Here is a 23,234-nt window from a genome sequence, read left to right as displayed (position 1 = left end):
ATGAAAGAAGCGTGATGCCGGTGGTGTGCTGACTGTGGCTGCCGATATCGAAACGGGCTTGCCAGGGGCAATCCTTGCGGCCCGCTTTGATGGTATTGCGACAGGGGGCCATGCATGACGAGACAATCCAAGGCGATAGCCGCGATGGCCAGGGCGGAAGACCTGCCCCTCGGTCGCCGGCTGGCTGCATTCGGATACATCCTCGTCGCCTATTTCTTCTACGCTTGGTCGTTCAATACGGTCGACGTGCTGCGGCCTTACATTGCCCAGGACCTCGGGCTCGACATTCAGACTGTCAGCTATGTCTATACGGCCCAGTCGCTAGGGGCGCTGATCGGGGCGATCGTCAACGCGCAGTTGGCGGATCGCTTTGGTCGGCGCAACGCGCTGTTTTTCGTGCTGATCGTGATGGGGCTGTCGCTAGCCGCCGGCGCGCTTGTCCAGTCCTATCCGCAGCTTCTCGCCCAGCGTTTCGTGCTTGGCTATGCCACGGGCGCGATGTTCCCGATCGCGGTGGGCCTTTATCCGGGCTTGTTCGAACAACGCCGGCGCGGGCTGCTGGCGGGAATACTTCTGTCGTTTTACAGCTTCGCGGTGATGGCGCAGGGAGAGGCAGGGCGCTACCTGCTCGATCGGGACTGGAAATTGCTGCTGTGGGTCGGGCTCGTCCCAGTCGTGATCGCGCCCCTCGCGTTCCTGTTCGTGCCGAACGACCGGCGCACGGTTCCGTGGGGCGGCGCCAGCCTCGGGGCACCGTCAAAGTTGCCGATCGCCCAGCTCCTTGTGCCCGGGTTGCGCCGGCAGACGATTTGCATTGTCGCCATGACCGGCATGTCGTTCTTTGCTTATCAATCGTTTATCGGCTGGCATACGACTTACCTCAAAGATACGCTGGGCCTGTCGGGAAACGTGATCGGCCGGCTGGTGACGGCAAACTTTGCCGGCGGCCTGGTCGGCAGCCTGTTCTGGGGCATCGTCGCCGACAGGACCGGGCGCCGGATGAACGCTTTTGCCTATGTTGCCGGGGCGGCGGCAATGCTCTTTTACCTGACGATGCCGCTTGGGATCGGCGGCAGGCAAGCCGTCATCTTCCTGTGCGGTTTCTTCATGGCAGCGGGCGTGATCTGGGGGCCATGGTTTGCAGAGCTTTACCCGACTCATCTCCGCGCCACGGCCGCCTCGCTGTTCAACTATGGGCGGATCATCAGTTTTGCGGCGCCGCCCGTTACCGCCTCGATATCCAAAGTCGCCGGCCTGGCGCCGACCATGATGATCGGCATTCCCGCCTGCCTGCTGGTGGCATTCTTTTGGCTGCGGCTGCCTGAAACGCTCTCACGCAAAAGGTGACGGGCCGCGCCCTAAACCGTTTAGCCGGGTTCCGGGCCGGCTGGCGAAGGGCATAAGGTCATTTCCTTTTTTGTGATCGTCACACAGATTCCGGGGCGCAAAGCGCCTGTGACTTTTGCGCAACAGCGGTATTATCGTGCAGGATCGATCACAAAACAGTTGTCGTTGCATTCGAAGTCAGTCACACTCTGGCAATAGCGAAGACGACAGGGGAGTATAAGAATGAGGGATAGCGCAAAGCGTCGTTGCATGGCTGCGATGTGCATCGGGGTTTCGGCCCTGGCACTGGCTGCCATGCCTGCGGCAGCCCAGACGGCCACCGCGACGGCCACCGCCGCGCAGGACGGCGCAGCAGCGGCGAACGATGGCGGCGTGGTCGATATCGTCGTAACGGCGCAGCGGCGCGAGCAGCGCCTGCAGGACGTGCCGATCGCGATCACCGCTTTCGGCCAGGATCAGCTGCGCAGCACCGATACCAACGACCTCAGCCGCCTTGGCCAGTTCACCCCCGGTTTCAACTTCGGCAAATCGGGCTTCGATGCCCGCCCGGCGATCCGCGGCGTGCGCACCGAGAACGTCGGCGGCAATGGCGATCCGACAATCGGCTTTTATGTCGATGACATCTACCAGAGCCGCGCGGTCCAGGCCGGCCAGCCGTTCGTGGACTTGCAGCGCGTGGAAATCGCGCGCGGGCCGCAAGGCACGCTTTTCGGCCGGAACACTTTCGGCGGTGCAATCTCGGTGGTGTCGGCCCTTCCCGGCGACACCCCCGAATACGCGGCGGAAGCCACTGTCGGCAACTATTCGCGCGTGCAGGCGCAAGGCCATCTCAGCCTGCCGCTTACCAAAAACTTCGGCATCCGCATCGCCGGCTTGAAGGAAGTGCGCGACGGTTTCGTCAGGAACATCGCGCTGCGCGGCAACGATCTTTACAGCAAGGACACCGGCTTCGCCCGCGTGACCGCCCGCTGGACGCCGACCGACAGCCTCGAAGTCATCATCCGCGGCAACTACTGGTCGGAAGGCGGCACCGGCGGCCAGGCCTTTGGTTACAAGCCGGCGGGCATTCTCTATGATCCGGTCAACCGTCGCCGCGATCTGTCCGGCACCCCTGTCTACAACGTCAACACGGTGCCGCTCGATGGCGTTCCGGATATCAACGGCATCGACGTCGGGACGGTGGTCAATTCCGATCCCTACGTGACGCAGACGCAGTTGCCGGCGCGCGCCGACCTGAAGCAGTACGCCACCTCGGCCCAGATCAAGTGGAGCGACGATAACATCTTCATCCGCTCCATCACCAGCTATCAGGATTTCAAGTACCTGAGCAATGCTGGGGACCCCGTGGGCGTCAGCGCTGCCGAAACCCTGCAGCGGCGCAACGCACAGTCGTTCAGCCAGGAACTGCAGATCGGGGGCGTGGAAACCAAGCCGTTGCAGTGGATCGGCGGTCTGTTCTTCTTCGATGACAAGGTCTTCGACGAATTCCGCTCCAATCGTCTGAACATCAATGACGGCGTAAACGGCAGTGCCTTCCCGGTCAATGCCAAGGTCAAGAGCTATGCGGCCTATGCCCAGGGATCGCTTCTGGTTACCGACAAGATCCGTCTGACCGCCGGTGGCCGCTATACCATCGACGACAAGACCTTTGTGTCGGACAACTACAACCTGGTGGTCGGCGTGCCGGTGCGTACGGGCGGCCTCAATACTTCTCGAACGTTCCGCAAGTTCACCTGGCGGCTTGGCGCGGATTACTTCCTGGCGCGCGAGAACATGCTTTACGCCAACGTTTCCACCGGTTTCCGTTCGGGCGGGTTCAACAGCGGCGCTGGCACCAATCCGCTCATCCCCGCGTCGTTCGAGCCGGAAACGGTGACGGCCTACGAAATCGGTTCGAAGAACCGGTTCGCCGACGGCAAAGTTCAGCTGAACATAGCAGCCTATCGCAACGACTTCCGCAATTTGCAGATCCAGAACCAGTTCCTGGTCAATGCCACGACGGTCTCGGCGATCCGCAATGCGGGCAAGGCCTATGCAACCGGCATCGAAGTCGAGGCGATTGCCCGGCCGACCCCGGCGCTGATGCTCAACGCCACGGCCAACGTGGTGCGCTCGCGTTATCAGGAGTACAGCACCGCTCGCCCGTCGGGCTATCCGACCCCAACCGGCGGAAACCCGATCATCAGCCTTGCCGGCAAGGAAATCCCTTACACGCCAAGACTGAAGTTCACGACCGGCGCGCGCTATGAAATCGCGACTCCGATCGGGACATTCACCCCGCAGGTGGACGCGATCTTCTCGGGCCGGTACTTCAATACCGACTACAACACAGTGCTCGACGTGCAGAAAGCTTACACCAAGGTCGACCTGCGGCTTGGCTGGCTTTCGACGAACAAGCGTTATGGCATCGACGCTTTCGTCACGAACGTTGGCAATATCGCTGTTGCCAACCGTGGCGTGTTCGGCTCTCAGGGCCTGAACAAGAGCTATGAAGAACCGCGGTTCTTCGGCGTGCGGTTCAGCGTCCAGAACTGAGCCGATCGATAATGACGGGGCGCCGGCACATGCCTGGCGCCCCGCTTTTGTTTGAATAGTGAAAGAGAACGCGGTCTTGTCCGAGCCACTCGATCCAGCGATCCGCTATGGCACGGCCTGGTATCCCGAACAACGCGCGGAGACGACCTGGGACGCTGACCTTTCCCTGATGCAGGCCGCGGGGTTCAACTTCGTGCGTATGGCGGAGTTCGCGTGGAGCAGGCTGGAGCCGGCCGAAGGGCAGTATGACTTCGCGTGGCTCGATCGGGCAATCGCGCGCGCGCGGGCCTATGGGCTCGATACCGTGCTCGGTACACCCACGGCCACCCCGCCGGCGTGGTTGACCACCCGCTATCCCGATGTCCTGCTCGCAGATGCGCAGGGACGGCCGGCGCGCCATGGCTGGCGGCGCCAATTTTCCGTTTGCAGCTTGCGCTATCGCGCCAAGGGCGCCGAAATCGCGGCCCTGATGGCCGCGCGTTACGGCTGCGCGCCCTCTGTCCTGGGATTCCAGATCGACAACGAATATGGACGAATGACCTGGGACACGGCAACGCGGCGTACGTTCCAGGATTGGCTGCGGGCAAGATATAACGAAATTTCAACGCTGAACGCGGTCTGGTCGACGATGGTGTGGAGCCAGGTCTATGATGACTGGTCGCAGATCGAAATTCCCGACACGACCGACAATCCGGGCCACTACCTCGACTGGATGCGCTTCTGGAGCGAAACGTGGCGGGACTATCAGCAGGTGCAGATCGATGCCATTCGCCCCCATCTTGGCGAAGGCAAATTCATCACGCACAATTTCACCGGCCCCTACGACAATTTTGATTTCAGCGTTCCGGCCGCCCGGCTCGATCTCGTATCGTGGGACTGGTACGTCGAAACACCCCGGCTCGATCCCGCAGAAGGGGGTCTCCAGCACGACCTTTATCGCGGATTCCTGGGGCGCAATCCGTGGGTGATGGAAACCGCCCCGGGACATATCAACTGGTCGGCCCGCAACTATACCATGCCGAAAGGGCAGGTCCGCGCGATGGCATGGCAGGCCGTGGGCCATGGCGCAGACGGCTATGCCTTCTGGGCCTGGCGGCCGTCCGAAAACGGGCTTGAGCAGTTCCACGGATCGCTGGTCGATGCCGGCGGGCGCCCGTTTCCCATCTATTCCGAAGCGGCGCAGGTCGGCCAGGAGTTGATGGCGGCAGGGCCCTGGCTTGCCGGCACGGCACCGTCTGCCGACGTGGCCGTCCTGCACAGCTATCCCAGTCGCTGGATGCTCAAACGGCAGCCGATGCATGCCGATTTCGATCCCTGGCGCCTCCATATCGATTTCTACCGCGCCGCCCGGCCAACGGCAGGCGATCTTGCCGTGTTGCGCGAAGACGGAAACCTGCCGCCCTACCGCCTGGTCATCGCGCCCAGCCTGTTCGTGCTTGCCGAGGCGGATGCGGAGCGCCTGTCGGCGTGGGTCCGCGAGGGCGGGCATCTGGTGATCGGGCCGCGATCAGGGGTCAAGGACGAGCACAGCCGTCTTTGGGAAGCGCCGCCGCTGGAGAGCCTCATCGGTGCCCGGGTCGATCAGGCGAACGTACCCCCTCCTGGCCCCGTCGCGCTCGAGGGAGATCTCGGCCCCGCAGAAGCCGCGCTCTGGGCCGAGCGGCTGGCGATCGAGGCGGACGATGTCACGACTCTGCTGCGTTATGCCAGGTCGGCCGGCGGCTGGCTTGCCGGCATGCCGGCTGTCGTCACGCGGCGATTTGGCGAGGGGCGGGTCACTTATGTCGGCGCGTGGCTGGATTCGCCCTCGCTTGCCAAAGTCATGCGCTGGGTGGCCACCCAGGCGGAGGTACGGCCGCGTCTTGCCGACATTCCCGACGGGGTGGAAGTCATGTCGCGCGTCGGGCCGGTAGGGCGCGTGCTGGTGGCGATCAACTGGTCGCAAACGACACAGCAGCTCGCCCTTCCCCGCCCGATGCACGACCGCCTGACCGGTACCACGGCCGCATCGTTTGACCTTCCCGAATTCGGCGTGGCGGTGTTCTCCGAAACCTAGCCGCTGCCCCAGCGGCTAAGCCCTGGGCTTCACCGTTTCAGGAATGCGCAACCAGACGAAGCCGGCGATGACGAAAGATACGCTGGCCAGCGCCATGCCGATGCCCAGCCCGAAATGATCGGCGACCGAGGCTGTTACCAGCGGCGCAAAGAAACTGATGATGCGCCCCCAGTTGAAGATCGAAGCGGCGGTCGAGCGCAGATGGGGCGGATAGAGTTCGGTCAGCCAAGGCCCCCAGACCACGCTGGACGAAATGGCAAAACCGTAGGCAAAGCCCGATGCGCCGAGGATCGCGACCGATCCCGGCACCCGTAGATACGCAATCACAATCAGGGCCGCGATGAAGAACCCGATCGCGCCCAACCGCCGGCCATAGCGATCGGCAAGCCAGCCCCAGGCAAAGCCGCCCGCGCAGCTCCCCCAGAATTGCCAGGAGACGATGACACCGATCGCTGTCCCGTCGAGCATCCGCACCGATTTCAGATAAGTCGTCACCCAGCCGGTAAAAGCCTGATAGGCAAAGAAGTTAAGCCCGCACATCAGGACCAGCAGCAGCGTCTGCCCTCTCACCTCGCGGGCGAACAGCTCTGCCACGGGCAGGCGGCCGGGCCTGGCCGGCGCTTCCTTGGCGCTGTGAGGAATAAGATGGCGGTCATCGGGCATCAGCGGGATCGCGGCAAACGCAAGGAGTGCCGGCACCGCACCGACATAAAGCAGGATGCGCCAATCGTGATCGAGCACCAGGGCGCCAGCCGCGCCAAGCAGGGCCACGGCGGCATTGTAGACACCCAGTGCCACACCGGCGAGGCGCCCGCGAATGGCAGGCGGAAACAGCGTCACGTAAATGCCGACGGTGATCGGATACATCGTGCCGGTGAAATAGCCCAGGGCGAACCGCTGCACGATCACCTGGACATAGCTCGTGACGAAAGCACCGCTGACAAGCAGACCGCCATAGGCCAGCATCACCACGACCAGCGCATTGCGCCGCCCGAACCGGTCGGCAAGCTGGCCGTTGATGAAGGCTCCCAGCAAAGCGCCCGCTGCCTGCGCGCTGTAAAGCGATCCGGCCTGGGTCAGCGACAGCTTCAGATCGGCGGCGATGTAGGGCCGCAGCACGTCAACCGTGTTCCATGTCCAGGCATAGCAGAAATACGCCGTCAGCAGGAACAGGAATGCCGGAATGCGGCGCGCCAGCGGCAGGGATTCGGCCCGGATGGCGGGCGTTCCCGCGATCACCGTGGTGCCTTCGGCAGGTCGACCGACGGCATTCATGCGCGGACGGGGGCCGGCGCCAGTTCGGCCATGCGCGCGAATATATCGACGCCCATCTGGAGCAGCAGGTCCGGGATATCGATGAACACCCAGTTTTCCACCAGCCTATCGCCCTCGCGCCGCCAGAAATCCATCACCCGCATGCCGATGCGCTTATCCGTCGGCGGCAACCCGAGCCAGCCGCCGCCGGTGTGGGTGGCACGCACGCTGGGCCAGCCGGTTGAGGCGACATAGCCGCGCTCGCCGATGCGGCACTTGTGATCGCCGCCGCGGCGATCGGGAAAGGCTTGCAGGAACGGACGCTGATGGCCGCGCTCGTAATCGGCATGGCCGCAAAAACTGCCGATCGGCGCCGGACCGAACCACCAGAAATCGTCAGACCAGAAATCGACCATGCGCATGCTGCCCAGCGATTGCCCGTCATAGCGCATGAGGCCCGCGATCATCGCCTCGACGAGATCGAGACTGCGGCGCGCTTCGGCCGGATCGCCCGGATCGGCCGCAACGCCATCGCGCGATGCCGGGCCGGGCGGCACGATGAAGGCACCCATTGGCCGGGCCAGGGGCCAGACACCCGCCTGGATCATCAGGCCGGGCAGATCGACAATGAGATAGGTTTCGGCGATCCGGTCACCTGTCCAGCGATCGAACCGTCCATAGCGCAGGAACGCGGGCAGGCCCGTTGCCGGAATGCCCCACAGCGGCCGCGAAAAGATGCCCGCGATGTGCCCGGTGCTGGCAGTCCACTGGTGATCGGCAAACCCGCCGCCGATCATGATATCGAGCCGGTCGCGCGCCAGGGAGAAACTGGCCGCCAAAGGCGCGAGCAGGGCATCGGCAAAAGCATCGCGCCCCTCCACCCGGTTCAGCGGATGCGGCCCGTTGAGAGCATAATCGTCGGCAAAAGCACCAGCCGCAGCCCGCAGTCCAGAGGCGTCAAGGCCCAGCGTCAGCCGTCGTGCACGAATGTCCATTGCCTTTGCTTCCTCCTCGCGTCACAATGATGACTTCGAATGCAATCGGCGGCAAGCGCTAAATGTTTTGCCGGCACGCCTGCGCAGATCGAGGATGCAAGAATGATGACGATACCGGGCGTTGACGGGCGCGACATCGCCGATCTGCTGGCGCCACAAGGGCCGCGCCGCCAGGCGATCGATGGCTTTGATCAGGACTATGCCGATATTGTCGATTATATCATCCGCTGTACCCATCGCATCTGGGAGCAGAAGGATATCGGGCTGATCGAAACGCATTATGCGCCCGATTGCCTGATGCACCTGATGACCGGCCCGATCCGTGGCGCGGCCGGCGTGATTGCCAATACCGCGCGCACTTTGACGGCGTTTCCCGATCGTACTTTGATCGGTGAGGCGGTGATCTGGTCCAGCCGGCCTGACGGTGCCTATCTCAGCTCTCACCGCATCACCAGCGTCGGCACCAACACGGGCACGTCGGAATTCGGCGCCGCGACAGGCCGCGTCGCGACGTTCACGACCATTGCCGAATGCGTTTGCGCGCGCAACCTGATCGTCGAGGAATGGCTGGTGCGCGACAACAGCGCGCTTGTCCTTTCCCTGGGCCAATCGCCGCGTGCGGTTGCGCGGGTACAAGCCGCGGCCGACCGCGCCGCAGGCTCGCCGGCCGAATGGCGCAGTGCTGCGATCGAGACGATCCGGGCCCGCCCGGCAACGCCCTTTCCTGACGGCGCCCTGCCCGATCCGGTGGCCGCACCCCATGAATTCGCCCATGCTTTCATCGACCAGGCCTGGAACCATCGGCGCATAGCGCGAGTCCATCTGGCCTATGCACCGGCGGCGCGCTGGTTTGGGCCGGGCGGGCGCGATCTGTTCGGCCGGGGCGAGATAGCCGGCTGGCTTATCGCCTTGATCGGCACGTTCGGCGACGCCCGCTTTTCAGTGGACCATGTCGCCGCAACCCCATGCGAAGACGGCATGGACATTGCTGTGCGATGGACAATGGCGGGGCAGCATGACGGCGGCGCGCTTTATGGCCCGGCCACGGGCCGTGACGTCTTCATACTGGCAGTCACCCACTGGCGCGCGCGGCACGGCCAGATCGTGGAAGAAGTGACGGTGTTCGATGAAGTCGCGCTGCTGCGCCAGATCGAAGGAGGATTGTGATGACCACGGCCACGACGCCTTCGAGCCCGGCAACACTGGCCGATCTCCTGATGCGCATAGAAAGCGCACAGGATCTGGCGGGGGTCGACGAAGCGTATCTCCATCGCATCGTTCGCGAGGATTCGCTGGGCCGGTTGCGTGGCAGGGACAGGCTGCGGGCCCAGCTGATCCGGGAACGGGCGTTTGCGTCTTTCGGCAAGGCACACATTCGTCACGATCTGGGCGACATGGTCGTGGTGGAGACAGCCGGCGGCTGGACAGCGCATCATTGGGCCACACGGCAGGGTGGCCGGATCCTGCACGAGACCGTGATCGCCGACGGCATTGCGCGGGCGGGTGCACTTGGCCTTGAAATCGACAGCGCGGCGGCCGAGTTGGCGGCAGGCATGCGGGTTCACGCCCCGCTCGGCGAACTGCGGCCGGGACAGGGACAACTGCCCATTGCCGATATGCCCGATCTGGCACCCGATTTTCCCGATGCGGCAAAACCCGCCGCGCGCTATCTCCATCGCTTCTGGAACATGCGTGCGCTCGCCGAAACGGCCGAAACCTGGCGCGGGCCGAGTGACGCAACCGACCAGCGCCGCTTCGCCATAGGCGTGCTGAACGCCCTGCCCGATGCGGTGCTGATGATCGAGCGGGCCATCGTCGCGCCGCACGCGGTAGCCGTGCTGTGGCGGTTGCACGGTCATCATCTGGGAGAGGGCCTGGGTCTGGCGCCTACCGGCCGGCGCGTGCGCGCGATCGGCAGCAGCGTGCTCACCCTGGACGACGGGCGCGTGACCGCGGAGGAATTGCTTATCGACATGCTGGCCATCCGCGCGCAGGTGCTTGCGCGGCCGGTCGATTACGGGCCTTGAACGCGGCGAGCGGCCAGACGGGGCGCCCGATCAGTCCGCCGTCCAGCCCCCATCGACCACCAGGCTCGTCCCGGTCATCAGGGCCGATGCGTCGGAGGCAAGAAACACGGCGGCCCCCATCAGATCCTCGACCGAGCCCAACCGCCCGAGCTTGATCTTGGCAAGCACGCTCGCCTTGAATGCCGCGTCAGCAAAGAAAGGCCGGGTCATCGGCGTTTCGATAAAAGTCGGGGCTATGGTGTTGGAGCGGATGCCATGCCCCGCAAGATCGAGCGCGAATGCCTTGTTCATGCCCTCTAGCGCCCACTTCGACGCGCAGTAGAGCGACCGGTTCGGCCCGCCGACGTGCCCCATCTGGCTGCCAATGTGGATCAGGCTGCCGGCAATGCCCTGTGCGATCATCGCGCGCACGGCCGCCTGCGCCACGAAGAACGCGCTTCTAAGGTTAAGATCGATCACGGCGTCGAAGTCCGCCTCGGTCACGTCCTGCATGGGCTTGGGCCGGTTCGTGCCCGCGTTGTTGACCAGCACGTGGAAGGCCGGCCTGGCGGCGAAAAAATCGGCGACCGCTGCCAGATCGCCGACATCGAGCACCGCATGGTCGGCGGCCCCCCCGCGAGCGCGGATCGCAGAGGCGGCGGCCGCTATTTCGTCTTCCGTTCGCGCCACAAGGGTTACGGCAGCGCCCGCATCGGCAAGCGCCGCCGCAAGAGCCAGGCCGATGCCGCGCCCAGCGCCGGTCACCACTGCATTGCGGCCGTCGAGCCGAAAGCTGGGCGTTGCCGGCAGGCTCATTCGGCCACGGCCCGTGGTTCCACTGCGCCGGCATAGGGCACGTTGCGCCCGCCATAGCGCCGCACGCGGATATTGGCCTGCTCGCCATGGCCGGCAAAGCCTTCGAGCGCGCAGAGCCGGCTGCAATATTCGCCGATCAAGGTCGTCGCTTCGTCGGTCAGGACCTTCTGATACGTGCAGGTCTTCAGGAACTTGCCCACCCACAGGCCGCCGGTATAGCGCGCGGCCTTCCTGGTCGGCAGGGTATGGTTGGTGCCGATCACTTTGTCGCCATAGGCCACATTGGTACGCGGCCCCAGGAACAGCGCGCCATAATTGGTCATGTTATCAAGAAAATAGTCCGAATTCGCGGTCATTACCTGAACATGTTCGTTGGCATAGAAATCGGCAACCTCGCGCATTTCCTCATAGCTGTCGCAGACGATGACTTCGCCATAATTGGCCCAGGCCTGCGCCGCGATCAGGGCCGTCGGCAGAATGGCAAGCAGCCGCTCTACTTCGCGCATCGTGTCCTGCGCCAGCTTGCGGCTGTTGGTGATCAGGATGGCCGGGCTTTCCGGCCCGTGTTCGGCCTGGCCGAGCAGGTCGGTCGCGCAGATTTCGCCATCCACCGTATCATCGGCGATGACCATCGTTTCGGTCGGTCCGGCGAACAGATCGATGCCGACCCGGCCGAACAACTGCCGCTTGGCTTCCGCCACGAAGGCATTGCCGGGGCCTACCAGCATGTCGACCGGCTTGATGCTCTGGGTACCGAGCGCCATGGCGCCGATCGCCTGGATTCCGCCGAGCGCATAGATCTCGTCGGCGCCGGCCATGGCCTGCGCGGCGACGATGGCCTTGGCCGGCTTGCCTTCGAACGGCGGCGCGCAGGTGATGACCCGCGGCACGCCTGCCACCTTGGCGGTGATGACCGACATGTGGGCGCTGGCCAGCAGCGGGTACTTGCCGCCCGGAACATAGCAGCCCGCACCGTTCACCGGGATATGCTTGTGCCCCAGGATCACGCCGGGCAGGGTTTCGGCCTCGACATCCTTCATGCTGTCGCGCTGGATCCGGGCGAAATTGCGCACCTGGGCCTGGGCAAATTCGATATCCTTTATGTCTTGCGGAGTCAGGGCATCGATGCAGGCCTCGATCTCCGCCGGGCTGAGGCGGTAATCTTCGCGATCCCAGCCATCGAACCGGATTGACAGGTCACGCACCGCGGCATCGCCGCGCGCTTCGATATCGGCAAGTGTGGCCTCGACCACGTCACGCACTTCGCGATCCGCTTCGGCGCGCACGTCGGCGGTTACCGCCCGCTTCAACCATTCCGCCATATCAGCACTCCATCACGTTCACCACGAGGCTGGCGCTACCGCCCTCTTCCCACGATAATTTGACTTCGAATGCAAAATGGATAAAGTCAAGCCGAGAACGACAATAAGCGACGGTCTGCCGACAATGCCATCCTTTGAACTTCCCGGCCGGATCGTCCGCTATGCGGATCTCGTGCCCTGTTACAACGCTTTCATCGATACCCGCACGCCCGGGTCAGACGCGAAGGAAAACTTCACGATCATCGGCCCCGGGGTGTCGGAAAATCCCGCCCAGCATGTGCATATTGCCGAGCCGCACGGCTTCAATATCGGCGGCGCGCGCCAGCCGCCGCATTGCGTGAATTCGCAGCATAGTCACGACACGGCGGAAACCTTCGTGATCCATAGCGGCAATTGGCGTTTCACGTTCGGCGAGCATGGCGACGATGCAGCGGTCGAGGCAGGACCGGGGGACCTTGTATCCTTCCCGACCCGCACGTTTCGCGGCTTCACCAATATCGGCAGCGACACGGGTTTCCTGTGGGCGGTGCTGGGTGGTGATGATCCGGGCCGCGTCACCTGGGCGCCCAAAGTCTTTGAAATGGCACGGGGATATGGACTGGTGCTGCTGGAAAACGGAGCCTTGGTCGATACCGCGGCAGGTGAAACCCTGCCCGCCGACGTGGCGCCGATGCGGCCGACCGACGCGGGCGATGTCGCGTTGCTTGACCGTGTCAGCCAGAACGTCGCGGAAACGATGGTGGCCCGCGCAGACTGGTGGGGCAACGCGCCGGCAAGCGCCATCCGCCAGACGACGCTGATTGGCGAAGCGGCGCCCCGGGAAGGGCTGGCGGCCGGGCTGTTCCCCTGGGCTCACGGGTACAGCGTCCGCAAGCTCGCGCTTATGGCGGGATCCTGCATCATGCCACACCGCCGACCCGGCGTGGAAGTCCTGTTCGTCCATCGCGGGGCGCTGTGGGTCGAGGTGGACGGCCAGACGGCAGAACTGAATACCGGCGACACGCTGACAGTGCCGAAGGGCACCCTTCGCGCTTATGCGGCCGATGGCGATACGCTGATCTTCGCCGTCCTTGGCGGCGACGCCCCTCCGCCGCCGGTCATGGCATGATGCGCCGGCCCGGGCGCTGACCCGCCCGGGCCGGGCGCCCCCGCAGGTGTTTCAATCCATTCCCGCCTGTTGCCGCGCCAAGGCTGCCCCGGCGCGCATGAAAGCGTGATCGGATCCTTGCAAAAACAGGGTGGCGCCCTTGGCGCGCCAGCCGGGAATGTCTTGATTGCGGGGTACGAACATGCCGACCGGGACCCCGGCCCCTTTCCCGGCAGCGATAATCCGATCGACCGCGGCGATCACCTCGGGCGCATCGGGCGTAGCGGCATCGAGCGCGACGGTCAGATCGATCCGGCCTACGAACAGCGCGTCGATCCCCGGAACCGCAGCAATGGCGGCAAGCGCGTCAAGCGCTTCGACATCCTCGATCTGGGCGATGACCACGGTGCGCGCCATGCTTGCGGCGCGGTGCTCGGCCATCATGGCCAGGCCATAGCGGGCCGCGCGCGACGACCCGGCATAGCCGCGCCCACCCGGCCGGTAATGCGCAGCCATGACCGCTGCCTCCGCTTCTGCGGCCGAACGGATGTGAGGCAGCAACACCCCGTCCGCTCCGCAATCGAGCGCGTTGAGGATATGCTCCGGCGCAGCGCTGGGGGGGCGGACGATGACCGGGAAAGCAGCCGCACGCGCTGCCATCACGCACAGGTCGATCGCCTGGCGATCGAACGGAGCATGTTCGGCGTCAAGACACAGCAGGTCGAGCCCTGCCGTCGCCAGAACCTCGACCAGGATCGGCGACGGCGTTTTCAGGAAGCTGCCGAACAATGGCACGCCGGCAGCGATCCGGTCTTTCAGCATCATGCCGGCACACGTCCGCTCGCCAGCGCGGCGCCTTCCGCCAGAGTCGCGAGCTTTGCCCAGACGATTTCCGGATCGACCGCCCCGAAGCCCGCAAACGTCGAGAACCCGCAGTCGGTGCCGGCAATTACCCGTTCCGCACCGACCAGATCGATGAACGGCCGCAACCGGTTGGCAACGACCCGCGGATGCTCGATGAAATTGGTGGTCGAATCGATCACGCCAGGGATCAGCACCTTGTCGTCCGGGATCAGGCCACGGTGTTCGACAAATGCCTCGAAATCGTGCTGGTGGCGAGGATTGGCGGTTTCGAACAGCAGGCCCGCCGGTTTCGCCCGCATCAGAACGGGTAGGATAACTGCCATTTCGACGTCGCAATGGTGCGGGCCTTCATAATTGCCCCAGCACACGTGCATGCGCACGCGATCGGCGGGCACGTTGCGCAAAGCATGATTCAGCACGGCGACGTTGCGTTCGATGCGGCGCAGATAAACGTCATCGGGCAGGCCCTTGAACATCATGTGGCGCCCGAGCCCCAGATCGGGGCTGTCGAGTTGCAGGATCAGACCGGCCGCGACAATGGCTTCGTACTCGGGGCGCATCGCCTCGGCGATGGCATCGAGATAGGCATCGTCATCCGGATAGAAATCGTTGGGCTGGAACAGGGCGATCACGCCGGGTGACGCCGCGTTCATGAAACCGCCGGCCGCCGGACGGTGACGGGCAAGCGCCGCCTGGAAACGGCGAAGATCGTCATGCAAGGGAGCAAGCGTCATCGCCTTGACTTCACCCACGCAGCGTGGCCGACGATAGCTGGGTGTGCCCCCGCCCTTGGCCTGACGTTCGAGGAAGCTGGGAAACGCCTCGAGATCGGCAGGCGCGCGGCGCGGGCTGTCGCCTGAAAAGCCGCTTATTCGGTCCTTGATATAAGTGGCGTAGCTGATTTTTGCCATTTCGCCATCGGAGACCAGCGCAACCCCGGCAGCGACCTGGCGCCGAACCGCATCATCCACCGCCGCCGAAACGACCGTATCGAAACGCGCCTGGTCTACCGCCTCGCCCCGTTCGGCCGCGAAGATGAGGTCGGTCACCTCGGCACTGCGCGGCAACGAGCCGACATGCGTGGTCAGGATGGCATGCGACATAGCGGGTCCTTCAGACAGACGCTCCAGCCGATGATCGCATCGGCAAGCGCGGCGGGTTGTTCGAGCGGCAACATGTGCCCGGCATCGGGCACGACATGGACCTGTGCCTGCGCCCCGATCATCGAGGCCCAGCGATTATGCCAGGCGGGGGGGCACAACTGGTCTTCCGCCCCGCATGCAAGCAGCACGTGAACGCCGATCGTCGGCAGCACGGGGCGCAGATCGTGGCGGGTGCGCAGCGCCTCGCTTTGGCGGATGAACACCGCATCGCCCAGGTCGCACGCCATGGCCATGGTCAGCTTGCGCAGGTCTTCATTGGTGCGATGAACCGTCGCCAGGTAATTGGGCTTCAGTTCGTCGGCCACGATCTGCGCCAGCCGCCCAGCACGCACGTCGGCCTGCTGGCGCGGGCGCACCGCCGCGCGTTCGGGGAGATCGGCCGTGGCATTGAAGCCGACCAGGCCCAGGCCCGCGATGCGCTCCGGCGCCTGCCGCCACATTTCCACCGCGACGATGGCCCCCATCGAAAAGCCAACCGGCACCAGGGAGCCGGTGCTTTGCGCCAGCATCGTCTCGGCCATCCTGGCGATGCTGGTCTGGGTGGAAAGATCGCCTGTCATGCATGAGGCGCCGGTGGCCTTCATCCGCGCGATCACCGGCGCCCAGAGGCGCACATCGCACATGTTGCCCGGCAGGAACAGGAACACCATCGGCGATCAGCCCAGCCTGGCCGTGCTGCCGGTGACGAGATCCCCCGAAAAAAGCCGCCGCTCGGAACCCATGGTCCTGTCCTCGATCCGCTCGATCAGCATCGAAACGGCCGCCTCGGTCATCCGTTCGACCGGCTGGCGAACGGTGGTCAGATCATAGCTTTCCCACCGCGCCGGCGCGACTCCGTCAAAGCCAACGACCGACAGATCTTCGGGCACGCGCAAGCCGCGGCTGTGGCGCGCCGCATCCATTGCGCCCAGTGCCATCACATCGTTGGCCGCGATGATCGCGTCGATCGGCCCGGAGTCGAGCAGGGCCAGGGCGGCGCGGTGGCCGGATTCATACGAATAATCACCGCGCAGTACAGGCACCTTGCTGATCCCCGCATGCCCCAGCCGAGCGAGCGCGGCAGCGACGCGGGCCTCGCCCACCGTCGAATCCTGCGGCCCGGCGATGATCCCGAAACCGCGCAGGCCGGCACGCACCATGCCACCGACCAGCGAAGCTTCGCCGGGCCCGGATTCGCACATGACCGAAGAGACCGGCGCGTCCTCGATCTGCCGATTGTAAAGGATCAGGGGAATGCCCGCCTCGTCGAAAGCGGCGGTCTGTTCGCGAGACAGGCGTGCGGCAACCACAGCACCATCGACACGGTAACGCCAGATCTGCTCGAGCACTTCATCGATTTCGCTCTCGCGCGACAGGCTGAACAGCAGGACGCGCACGCCGCAGCCTGACAAGCGCTGGGTCAATGCCGAAAGCACTTCGGGATAATGCAGGTTGGTGAGGTTGGAAATCACGACCGCGACAAGGTTCGATCGCCGGGTGATCAGCCCGCGCGCAATGGCGTTGGGACGATAGCCAAGCTCGGCCGCCGCGGCCATGATCTTGGCGCGTGTCTTGGGTGAAACCGAGCCACCTTTTCCGAAGCAGCGCGATACCGCCGACTGCGACACCCCTGCCAGCCGGGCCACATCATAAGAAGTCCCCGGGCGTTGCAGCACCGGCCGCGAAGAGCCAGCCATGGTTATCCTCCCAGGCCAAGGGGGTCCGTTTGATGATCAGCCGTAACCGGATTGATTTCGAATGCAAGTGCTATTCACGCAAAACACGCAGCTTCGCATCCCGGTTGCGCTGCTGATGCAGGCCCGCAGCGGTTGGGTGACAAAGGCGAATTCACCGCGACATCGCGGTTGCGGCGGCGTAGGTTGCCGGTCCCTACACAACGAGGACTCCAATGCCCACATGCCGCTCTCTGCGCCGTTGCCTGTCGGCATCCGCCCTGGCGTCTGCTGCCATGCTGGCAGCGCCCTTTGCCGGTGCCGCCGCCGTGCAGGAAGGCATGCCCGCGCCGGCTGCCGCAGCCTGCCCCGCAACGCCGGCTCCCCTTCCCGCGGCATTTTCCGCTTGGACCAACGCCACCACGCTGGAAAGCGCGAATGACCAGCCTGGCCTGGCCATGGCCAGAATCGCGCCTGGCGTAGCAGAGGCGCTCACGCTGCATCCCATGCCAGAGGTGCGTTATCTGCTGGCGCCCCGGAAACCGGGCGCGCCCGCCTATGGCGGCATGGTGGCCCTGCACGTGGGGAGTGCCGGGACGTATCGCATCGCATTGGGATCGGCTGCCTGGATCGATGTGGTGGCCGATGGCAAGCCGCTGCTTTCGACGTCACACGGCCATGGACCCGATTGCACCGGAATCCGCAAGATCGTGGATTTTGCGCTGCAGCCGGGTGATTACACTGTCCAGCTGTCCGCCAGCAGCACCACATCCATCACGATGCTGGTCGTCCCGCAGAACTGAAGCACAGCCCCGGGCATTATCAATGTGATAGGCAATGTGATAAACATGCTTGCATATCACATTATGATGTGAAATAAGAGGCGTATGTCAAATGACCTGATCGAACGCGTTCGCAAACTGGTGACCGAAGGTGGCATGTCGCGCGCGGGATTGGCGCGGGCGGCCGGCCTTCATGCCAACACCTTGCGCGAATGCATGTCGCCCGGCTGGAATCCCACTGCCGATACGCTGGCCAAGCTGGAAATCGTATTGACCGAGGGCGACGACAGCCCCGCCATCGTGCCGATCGAGGATATCATCGAAGAGGCACGCAACGGCCGCATGTTCATCCTGGTGGACGACGAGGATCGCGAGAACGAAGGCGACCTGGTCATTCCCGCGCAGATGGCCACGCCCGACGCGATCAATTTCATGGCTACCCACGGCCGCGGGTTGATCTGCCTGACATTGACCCGCGCCCGTGTAGAGGAACTGGGCCTGCAACTGATGAGCCGGGCCAACGGCACGCGCCACGAAACCGCGTTCACCGTTTCCATCGAGGCGCGCGACGGCGTGACGACCGGAATTTCGGCGCACGACCGCGCCCGCACGGTAACCGTGGCAATCGACCCGAGCAGGGGAAGCGGCGATATCGTCACCCCCGGCCACGTCTTTCCGTTGATCGCGCGCGATGGCGGGGTGCTGGTGCGCACCGGCCATACCGAAGCGGCGGTGGACATCGCGCGGCTGGCCGGCCTGAACCCGTCGGGCGTGATCTGCGAGATCATGAAGGACGATGGTACCATGGCGCGGATGGACGATCTCGTTCCATTCGCGCGCCGACACGGCCTGAAAATCGGTACGATCCGCGACCTGATCGAATATCGCCGGCGGAACGATCACCTTGTCCACAAAGTTGCCGAAGTGCCGTTCACGTCGGATTATGGCGGCGATTGGCGCGTGCTGACCTATCGCAACAAGGTCGATGCCACCGAAACGCTGGTGCTGCAAAAAGGCCATGTCGTGCCGGGCAAGCCCACGCTGGTGCGGGTCCATTCATTTTCGGCGTTCGACGATCTGCTGGGCCGCCCCGGGGCGCGCAAGCGCACGCTGCAGCGTGCGATGGCCGAAATCGGCCGCCAGGGCGCAGGCGTGATCGTGCTGCTGTTCCCCACCGCAGATACCGACCCGGTGCGTGGCGCAGAGCCGGGACAGGAGATGGATTTGCGCGTCTATGGCATCGGCGCCCAGATCCTGGTGGACCTGGGCATCAACGATATGGTGCTGCTCACCAATTCCCACCGCACGCTAGTCGCGATCGAAGGCTATGGCCTCAACATCGTTGGCGAACACCCGATTCTGGTGGAGTAAGCCCTTGGCCAAGTTCCTGATTGTCGAAGCCCGGTTTTACGAGCATCTGAACGACAAACTGATTGCCGGCGCCCGCGCCGCGCTCAGGGGGACAGGCCATCAGGCCGATGTCGTCACCGTGCCCGGCGCGCTCGAAATTCCCGCCGCCATTGCGCTTGCCGATCAGGGCGGCGATTACCAGGGCTATGTGGCCATCGGGGTGGTGATCCGGGGCGAAACCTATCATTTTGAAATCGTTGCCGGTGAAAGTGCACGCGGCATCATGGCGCTGACCATGGATGGCCTGCCTATCGGCAATGGCATTCTGACCGTGGAAAACGAAGCGCAGGCCTTGGTGCGCGCCGATCCGGCGCAAAAGGACAAGGGCGGCGAAGCGGCCAAGGCGGCAATCGCGCTTTACGATCTCAAGCAGAAGTGGGGGTAATGCCCCGCTCACGTCGGGGCATTACCCTTACCCATTGGCGATCAGGCCAGCCGGCCGAAGCATGCCTTGCCGGCATATCGCGCAGCCTGGCCCAGCTCTTCCTCGATGCGGATCAGCTGGTTGTACTTGGCCAGCCGGTCTGACCGGGCCAGCGAGCCGGTCTTGATCTGGCCGCAGTTGGTCGCGACCGCGAGATCGGCGATCGTCGCGTCTTCGGTTTCGCCGGAACGGTGGCTCATCACCGCGGTATAGCTGGCGCGCTGGGCGATGCTCACGGCTTCCAGCGTTTCGGTCAGCGTGCCGATCTGGTTGACTTTGACCAGCAGGGAATTGGCCAGGCCCTTGCCGATGCCCATTTCCAGCCGCCGGGGATTGGTCACGAACAGATCGTCGCCGACCAGTTGAACCCGCTTGCCGATCTTGGCGGTGAGCGCTGCCCAGCCTTCGAAATCATCTTCGGCCATGCCATCCTCGATCGACAGGATCGGATAGGCGTCGCATAGCGCGGCAAGGTAGTCGGCCATGGCTTCGGGGCTGAGCGAAAGACCTTCGCCGCTGATCTCGTACTTGCCGTTGCGGAAGAACTCGGTCGATGCGCAGTCCAGCGCCAGCACGATGTCCTCGCCCGGCTTGAAACCGGCCTTTTCGATCGACGTCATGATGAAATCGAGCGCGTCGCGCGTGCTGGCAAGATCGGGGGCAAAGCCGCCCTCGTCCCCCACGGCTGTGGCCAGGCCCTTTTCATGCAGGCCTTTTTTCAGCGTGTGGAACACTTCCGCGCCCCAGCGCACCGCTTCCGCCAGGGTGGGCGCGCCTACCGGCATGATCATGAATTCCTGGAAATCGATAGGGTTGTCGGCATGTTCGCCGCCGTTGATGATGTTCATCATCGGCACTGGCAGGACATGGGCCGATACGCCCCCGACATAAGAATAGAGCGGCAGGCCGCGCGCATCGGCAGCAGCCTTGGCCACGGCGAGCGAGGTGCCGAGAATGGCGTTGGCACCGATGCGGCTCTTGTTTTCCGTCCCGTCGAGTTCGATCATCGCCAGGTCGATGTCTCGCTGATCTTCGGCGTCCAGGCCAAGCAGGACTTCGCTGATCTCTTCGTTGACGGCGTCCACTGCCTTGGTCACGCCTTTGCCCAGATAGCGTGCCTGGTCACCATCGCGCAGTTCCACCGCCTCGTGGGCACCGGTCGAAGCGCCGGAAGGCACGGCGGCGCGACCGAACGAGCCGTCGTCAAGTAGGACGTCGACTTCGACAGTCGGATTGCCACGGCTGTCGAGAATTTCGCGGGCGTGAATATCGATGATCGCGGTCATGATCGGCTTTCCCTTGGCTTTCGGTGGCAGGCCCCCGGTGGGCCCGTTTCCAGCAGCGGACGACGGTGCAAGTTTCTCTGGACTTCACCGGCCTGCCGGGCTCCTATCGGGTGGAACCTTGGCAAGCAAGCGGCGTTGGCTTGCTAGATGGCATAGAGCGACAAATAACGCCGCAGGGGAAAACGTTACCCCGGCCCATCGCGTGCCGGGCATCAAGCATACGATCGTGGCATAAGCATTTGTCGAAAGAGAAAGGGATTCTCATGGCCGACGCCGCCTCTCAAAATCAAGAAGCCGAAACTGCGCTCAAGACTGCCGGCACCGATCTGGTCGATGCCGGCACGACCACCACGGCTGATTCCGCCGACGCTAAGGCGAACGATCTTGCCGTTGCCGCGCGCGATCTTGCCGAAAAGGCCAAGAGCCGTTTTGCCCAGGCCGTGGAAGATGCCCGCACGAGCGCCGAAACATTGAAAGCCGAAGCGCGGGAAAAGGGCCAGGTCTACAAGGACCGGGCTGCCGATACGGCTGCGCAGTGGTCTGAAGAAGCCAGGGCTCTTGCCGCGCAGGCCAAAGACAAGGGCGCCGATCTTGCTTATGAAGGCAAGGCCAAGGCCAGTGAAGCTCTTGCTGCCGTCAGCAAGGCGATCGGCGGCTCGGCCACCGCTATCGATGAAAAGCTGGGCGTGAAGTATGGCGATTACGCACGCACCGCCGCCCGGAGCGTGGAAGAAACGGCTGACCAGCTTGCATCGAAGGATTTTGTCGAGCTGGGCGAAGACGTGAAGACGTTCGTGCGCAAGAGCCCCGCAACCGCCCTGGGCATTGCCGCCGTTACCGGCTTTGTGCTGGCGCGCCTGTTCCGCGGCAGTGACAGCAAGGATGCCTGACGACAGCGAGGCCACCCCGCTGGCCGCGCGATTGGAGGCGCTGTGGCGCCAGGGCGAAGCTGTTTTCGACGCAGAATTGGCCTATCAGAAAGCGCGCGTGGGCTTCGGTTGGAGCCGGAGCAAACGTGTGGTCCTGTTCCTGGCGCTCGCTGCGGCGTTTGGTGGGCTGACTTTGGTGGCGGTGGTGGTGGGGCTGCTGATCGCGCTCGCCCCATTGCTTACACCTTGGGGAGCCCTGGGCGTCGTATGCCTGGCCCTTGCCGTGCTGAGCGCAGTGTGCTTTCGCGCTGCGGTCGGGGCGTTCCGCGATGCCCGCAACACCATGTTGGGGGATGCGGCCGCTACCAGCCTAACGGTTTCATCTGTTTCATCTGAACGCGAAACGGGGGAACAGGCATGAGCGACGAACAGCCTCTGCTGGCCGCCGCGCGAGCGCGTGCCGAGGCATGGCAGAACATGCGCGTGGAAGTTCTGGGACTGAAAGAGGATCTTGCCGTCCGCTCGCTGGGTCTGCGCCTGCGCGACCGGATGATCGACGAGATGGTCGAAGTGATCGATGGTGCCGGAACGGCGGTGCGCGACACCGCACCCGCGCTGTTGGCAACGGCTGCGGTGCTGGCGGGGTGGACGCTGCGCGAGCCGTTGCTGGCACTGGCTGACTGGCTGTGGAGCAAGCGCCCTGTTGGCTGGTTCGGCAAACCGGCGAAAGTGACGGGGCAGTATCCGGAGTATCAAAGTGAGCAAGAAGTCTAAACACAAGCCCGATCCTGCGCCGGCGGCGGCGCCATCGGCCAAGGGCAAGCCCGGTAACGACACCGCACCGGTGATTCTGAAAGAGGCTGAGCCCGACGTGGCCAGTGCCAGCCGGACGGCGCGCCAGATTGTGGAACGGCATCCGTTGGCAACGCTCGCCGGCGGTCTGGCGCTGGGTCTTGTCCTGGGCACGATCGCCAGTCGCGGACGCCGGGCAGTTGTTGCGTCGTCGCTGGCCGATCTGGCCGCGCCGGCCGAACAGGCGCTTGCCGGTCTCGGCAAGAAAGCCGGTACCCTCGCCACACTGGCTGCCGAACTGGCGGTGGCCTATGCTGCCAAGGCCGCCGAAGCCGGGCGCGAAGGCGTCCACAAGCTGGAAGACATCGGTAGCGAGGCTGGCGAGAAGCTGGCCGATGGCGCGGGCGAGGCACGACGGAAAGCTGGCGATCTGGCCGATCTGGCGGCAAGTCTGGCGCGCGAAGCGGCCGATCTTGCGCTTGCCAAGGCCGGCGATCTGGCAGGCCGGCTCAAACGTTGATGTGAAGCAAAGCCCGGATCACCCGAGCACCGCTGCGTCGGCCGCGGACCGTGA

General features: G+C 64.3%; 22 protein-coding genes. 13 read left to right on the top strand and 9 right to left on the bottom strand.

Features of this window, described 5'->3' with window-relative positions:
* The first annotated feature begins 114 nt into the window (after window positions 1-114).
* The 3 genes from AC3EDY_RS12240 to AC3EDY_RS12230 all read left to right on the top strand — a co-directional run bounded on the left by AC3EDY_RS12240 (window position 115) and on the right by AC3EDY_RS12230 (window position 5,938).
* Window positions 115-1,347: an MFS transporter gene (locus AC3EDY_RS12240; protein ID WP_488572782.1), complete on the top strand. Its 1,233-nt coding sequence runs from the start codon at window positions 115-117 to the stop codon at window positions 1,345-1,347.
* A gap of 249 nt (window positions 1,348-1,596) precedes the next feature.
* Entirely contained in the window at window positions 1,597-3,882 is a 2,286-nt protein-coding gene (locus AC3EDY_RS12235) for a TonB-dependent receptor (RefSeq protein ID WP_488572781.1), read from the top strand.
* Between the two features lie 76 nt (window positions 3,883-3,958).
* The gene (locus AC3EDY_RS12230) at window positions 3,959-5,938 is read left to right on the top strand and encodes a beta-galactosidase (RefSeq protein WP_488572780.1); all 1,980 of its coding nucleotides are present in this window, start codon (window positions 3,959-3,961) and stop codon (window positions 5,936-5,938) included.
* Between the two features lie 15 nt (window positions 5,939-5,953).
* Here AC3EDY_RS12230 and AC3EDY_RS12225 read toward each other — a convergent pair whose 3' ends face one another.
* Both AC3EDY_RS12225 and AC3EDY_RS12220 read right to left on the bottom strand, forming a co-directional pair.
* Complete coding sequence (locus AC3EDY_RS12225) at window positions 5,954-7,213, bottom strand: MFS transporter (protein ID WP_488572779.1); 1,260 nt, start codon at window positions 7,211-7,213, stop codon at window positions 5,954-5,956.
* The gene (locus AC3EDY_RS12220; protein WP_488572778.1) at window positions 7,210-8,187 is read right to left on the bottom strand and encodes a nuclear transport factor 2 family protein; all 978 of its coding nucleotides are present in this window, start codon (window positions 8,185-8,187) and stop codon (window positions 7,210-7,212) included. The genes AC3EDY_RS12225 and AC3EDY_RS12220 overlap by 4 nt, the downstream gene beginning before the upstream one ends.
* 102 nt (window positions 8,188-8,289) lie before the next feature.
* On the opposite strand from AC3EDY_RS12220, the gene AC3EDY_RS12215 reads away from it, so the two are divergent.
* The gene (locus AC3EDY_RS12215) at window positions 8,290-9,354 is read left to right on the top strand and encodes an ester cyclase (protein WP_488572777.1); all 1,065 of its coding nucleotides are present in this window, start codon (window positions 8,290-8,292) and stop codon (window positions 9,352-9,354) included.
* The gene (locus AC3EDY_RS12210) at window positions 9,354-10,214 is read left to right on the top strand and encodes an ester cyclase (RefSeq protein ID WP_488572776.1); all 861 of its coding nucleotides are present in this window, start codon (window positions 9,354-9,356) and stop codon (window positions 10,212-10,214) included. Before AC3EDY_RS12215 ends, AC3EDY_RS12210 begins: the two co-directional genes overlap by 1 nt.
* A 30-nt stretch (window positions 10,215-10,244) precedes the next feature.
* On the opposite strand, the gene AC3EDY_RS12205 is transcribed toward AC3EDY_RS12210, so the two are convergent.
* Window positions 10,245-11,009 carry an SDR family NAD(P)-dependent oxidoreductase gene (locus AC3EDY_RS12205; protein WP_488572775.1) on the bottom strand — a complete coding sequence of 255 codons (765 nt, stop codon included), beginning with the start codon at window positions 11,007-11,009 and terminating at the stop codon, window positions 10,245-10,247.
* Window positions 11,006-12,331 (bottom strand): histidinol dehydrogenase, encoded by a 1,326-nt coding sequence (gene hisD, locus AC3EDY_RS12200; RefSeq protein WP_488572774.1) that lies wholly within the window; start codon window positions 12,329-12,331, stop codon window positions 11,006-11,008. Before hisD ends, AC3EDY_RS12205 begins: the two co-directional genes overlap by 4 nt.
* 124 nt (window positions 12,332-12,455) lie before the next feature.
* Between hisD and AC3EDY_RS12195 the strand changes: the two genes are divergently transcribed.
* A complete protein-coding gene (locus tag AC3EDY_RS12195) occupies window positions 12,456-13,439 on the top strand; it encodes a cupin domain-containing protein (protein ID WP_488572773.1) in 984 nt (327 codons plus the stop codon).
* Window positions 13,440-13,490: 51 nt separating this feature from the next.
* Here the strand turns inward: AC3EDY_RS12195 and AC3EDY_RS12190 are convergent, their stop codons facing one another.
* Genes AC3EDY_RS12190 through AC3EDY_RS12175 form a run of 4 tightly spaced genes read right to left on the bottom strand, consistent with a single transcriptional unit; the run spans window position 13,491 to window position 17,121 of the window.
* Window positions 13,491-14,243, bottom strand: coding sequence for an HpcH/HpaI aldolase family protein (locus AC3EDY_RS12190; protein ID WP_488572772.1), 753 nt, complete (start codon window positions 14,241-14,243; stop codon window positions 13,491-13,493).
* On the bottom strand, window positions 14,240-15,385 hold the full coding sequence (locus AC3EDY_RS12185) for a cobalamin-independent methionine synthase II family protein (protein ID WP_488572771.1): 1,146 nt from the start codon (window positions 15,383-15,385) through the stop codon (window positions 14,240-14,242). Before AC3EDY_RS12185 ends, AC3EDY_RS12190 begins: the two co-directional genes overlap by 4 nt.
* Window positions 15,367-16,095, bottom strand: a complete 729-nt coding sequence (locus tag AC3EDY_RS12180) for an alpha/beta fold hydrolase (protein ID WP_488572770.1) — start codon at window positions 16,093-16,095, stop codon at window positions 15,367-15,369. Before AC3EDY_RS12180 ends, AC3EDY_RS12185 begins: the two co-directional genes overlap by 19 nt.
* Window positions 16,096-16,101: 6 nt before the next feature.
* Complete coding sequence (locus tag AC3EDY_RS12175) at window positions 16,102-17,121, bottom strand: LacI family DNA-binding transcriptional regulator (protein WP_488572769.1); 1,020 nt, start codon at window positions 17,119-17,121, stop codon at window positions 16,102-16,104.
* A 272-nt stretch (window positions 17,122-17,393) separates the two neighbouring features.
* Between AC3EDY_RS12175 and AC3EDY_RS12170 the strand changes: the two genes are divergently transcribed.
* From AC3EDY_RS12170 to ribH, 3 genes are all read left to right on the top strand, one after another.
* The gene (locus AC3EDY_RS12170; protein WP_488572768.1) at window positions 17,394-17,900 is read left to right on the top strand and encodes a homogentisate 1,2-dioxygenase; all 507 of its coding nucleotides are present in this window, start codon (window positions 17,394-17,396) and stop codon (window positions 17,898-17,900) included.
* Between the two features lie 84 nt (window positions 17,901-17,984).
* On the top strand, window positions 17,985-19,250 hold the full coding sequence (gene ribB, locus AC3EDY_RS12165; RefSeq protein WP_488572767.1) for a 3,4-dihydroxy-2-butanone-4-phosphate synthase: 1,266 nt from the start codon (window positions 17,985-17,987) through the stop codon (window positions 19,248-19,250).
* 4 nt (window positions 19,251-19,254) lie between these two features.
* Window positions 19,255-19,674 (top strand): 6,7-dimethyl-8-ribityllumazine synthase, encoded by a 420-nt coding sequence (ribH, locus tag AC3EDY_RS12160; protein ID WP_488572766.1) that lies wholly within the window; start codon window positions 19,255-19,257, stop codon window positions 19,672-19,674.
* Window positions 19,675-19,715: 41 nt separating this feature from the next.
* Here ribH and eno read toward each other — a convergent pair whose 3' ends face one another.
* Window positions 19,716-20,999, bottom strand: a complete 1,284-nt coding sequence (gene eno / locus AC3EDY_RS12155) for a phosphopyruvate hydratase (RefSeq protein WP_488572765.1) — start codon at window positions 20,997-20,999, stop codon at window positions 19,716-19,718.
* Between the two features lie 263 nt (window positions 21,000-21,262).
* On the opposite strand from eno, the gene AC3EDY_RS12150 reads away from it, so the two are divergent.
* From AC3EDY_RS12150 to AC3EDY_RS12135, 4 genes are read left to right on the top strand one after another with little or no spacing between them, the layout of a single operon-like run.
* Window positions 21,263-21,889, top strand: a complete 627-nt coding sequence (locus AC3EDY_RS12150; protein WP_488572764.1) for a hypothetical protein — start codon at window positions 21,263-21,265, stop codon at window positions 21,887-21,889.
* On the top strand, window positions 21,882-22,289 hold the full coding sequence (locus AC3EDY_RS12145; protein WP_488572763.1) for a phage holin family protein: 408 nt from the start codon (window positions 21,882-21,884) through the stop codon (window positions 22,287-22,289). The genes AC3EDY_RS12150 and AC3EDY_RS12145 overlap by 8 nt, the downstream gene beginning before the upstream one ends.
* Entirely contained in the window at window positions 22,286-22,642 is a 357-nt protein-coding gene (locus AC3EDY_RS12140) for a hypothetical protein (protein WP_488572762.1), read from the top strand. Before AC3EDY_RS12145 ends, AC3EDY_RS12140 begins: the two co-directional genes overlap by 4 nt.
* Entirely contained in the window at window positions 22,626-23,180 is a 555-nt protein-coding gene (locus AC3EDY_RS12135) for a hypothetical protein (protein ID WP_488572761.1), read from the top strand. The genes AC3EDY_RS12140 and AC3EDY_RS12135 overlap by 17 nt, the downstream gene beginning before the upstream one ends.
* Window positions 23,181-23,234: the final 54 nt, after the last annotated feature.

This window comes from Novosphingobium sp. DS6-6, from assembly GCF_057784975.1.
The sequence above is the reverse complement of the archived record's forward strand: the minus strand, read 5'-3'. Positions and strand labels throughout refer to the sequence as shown.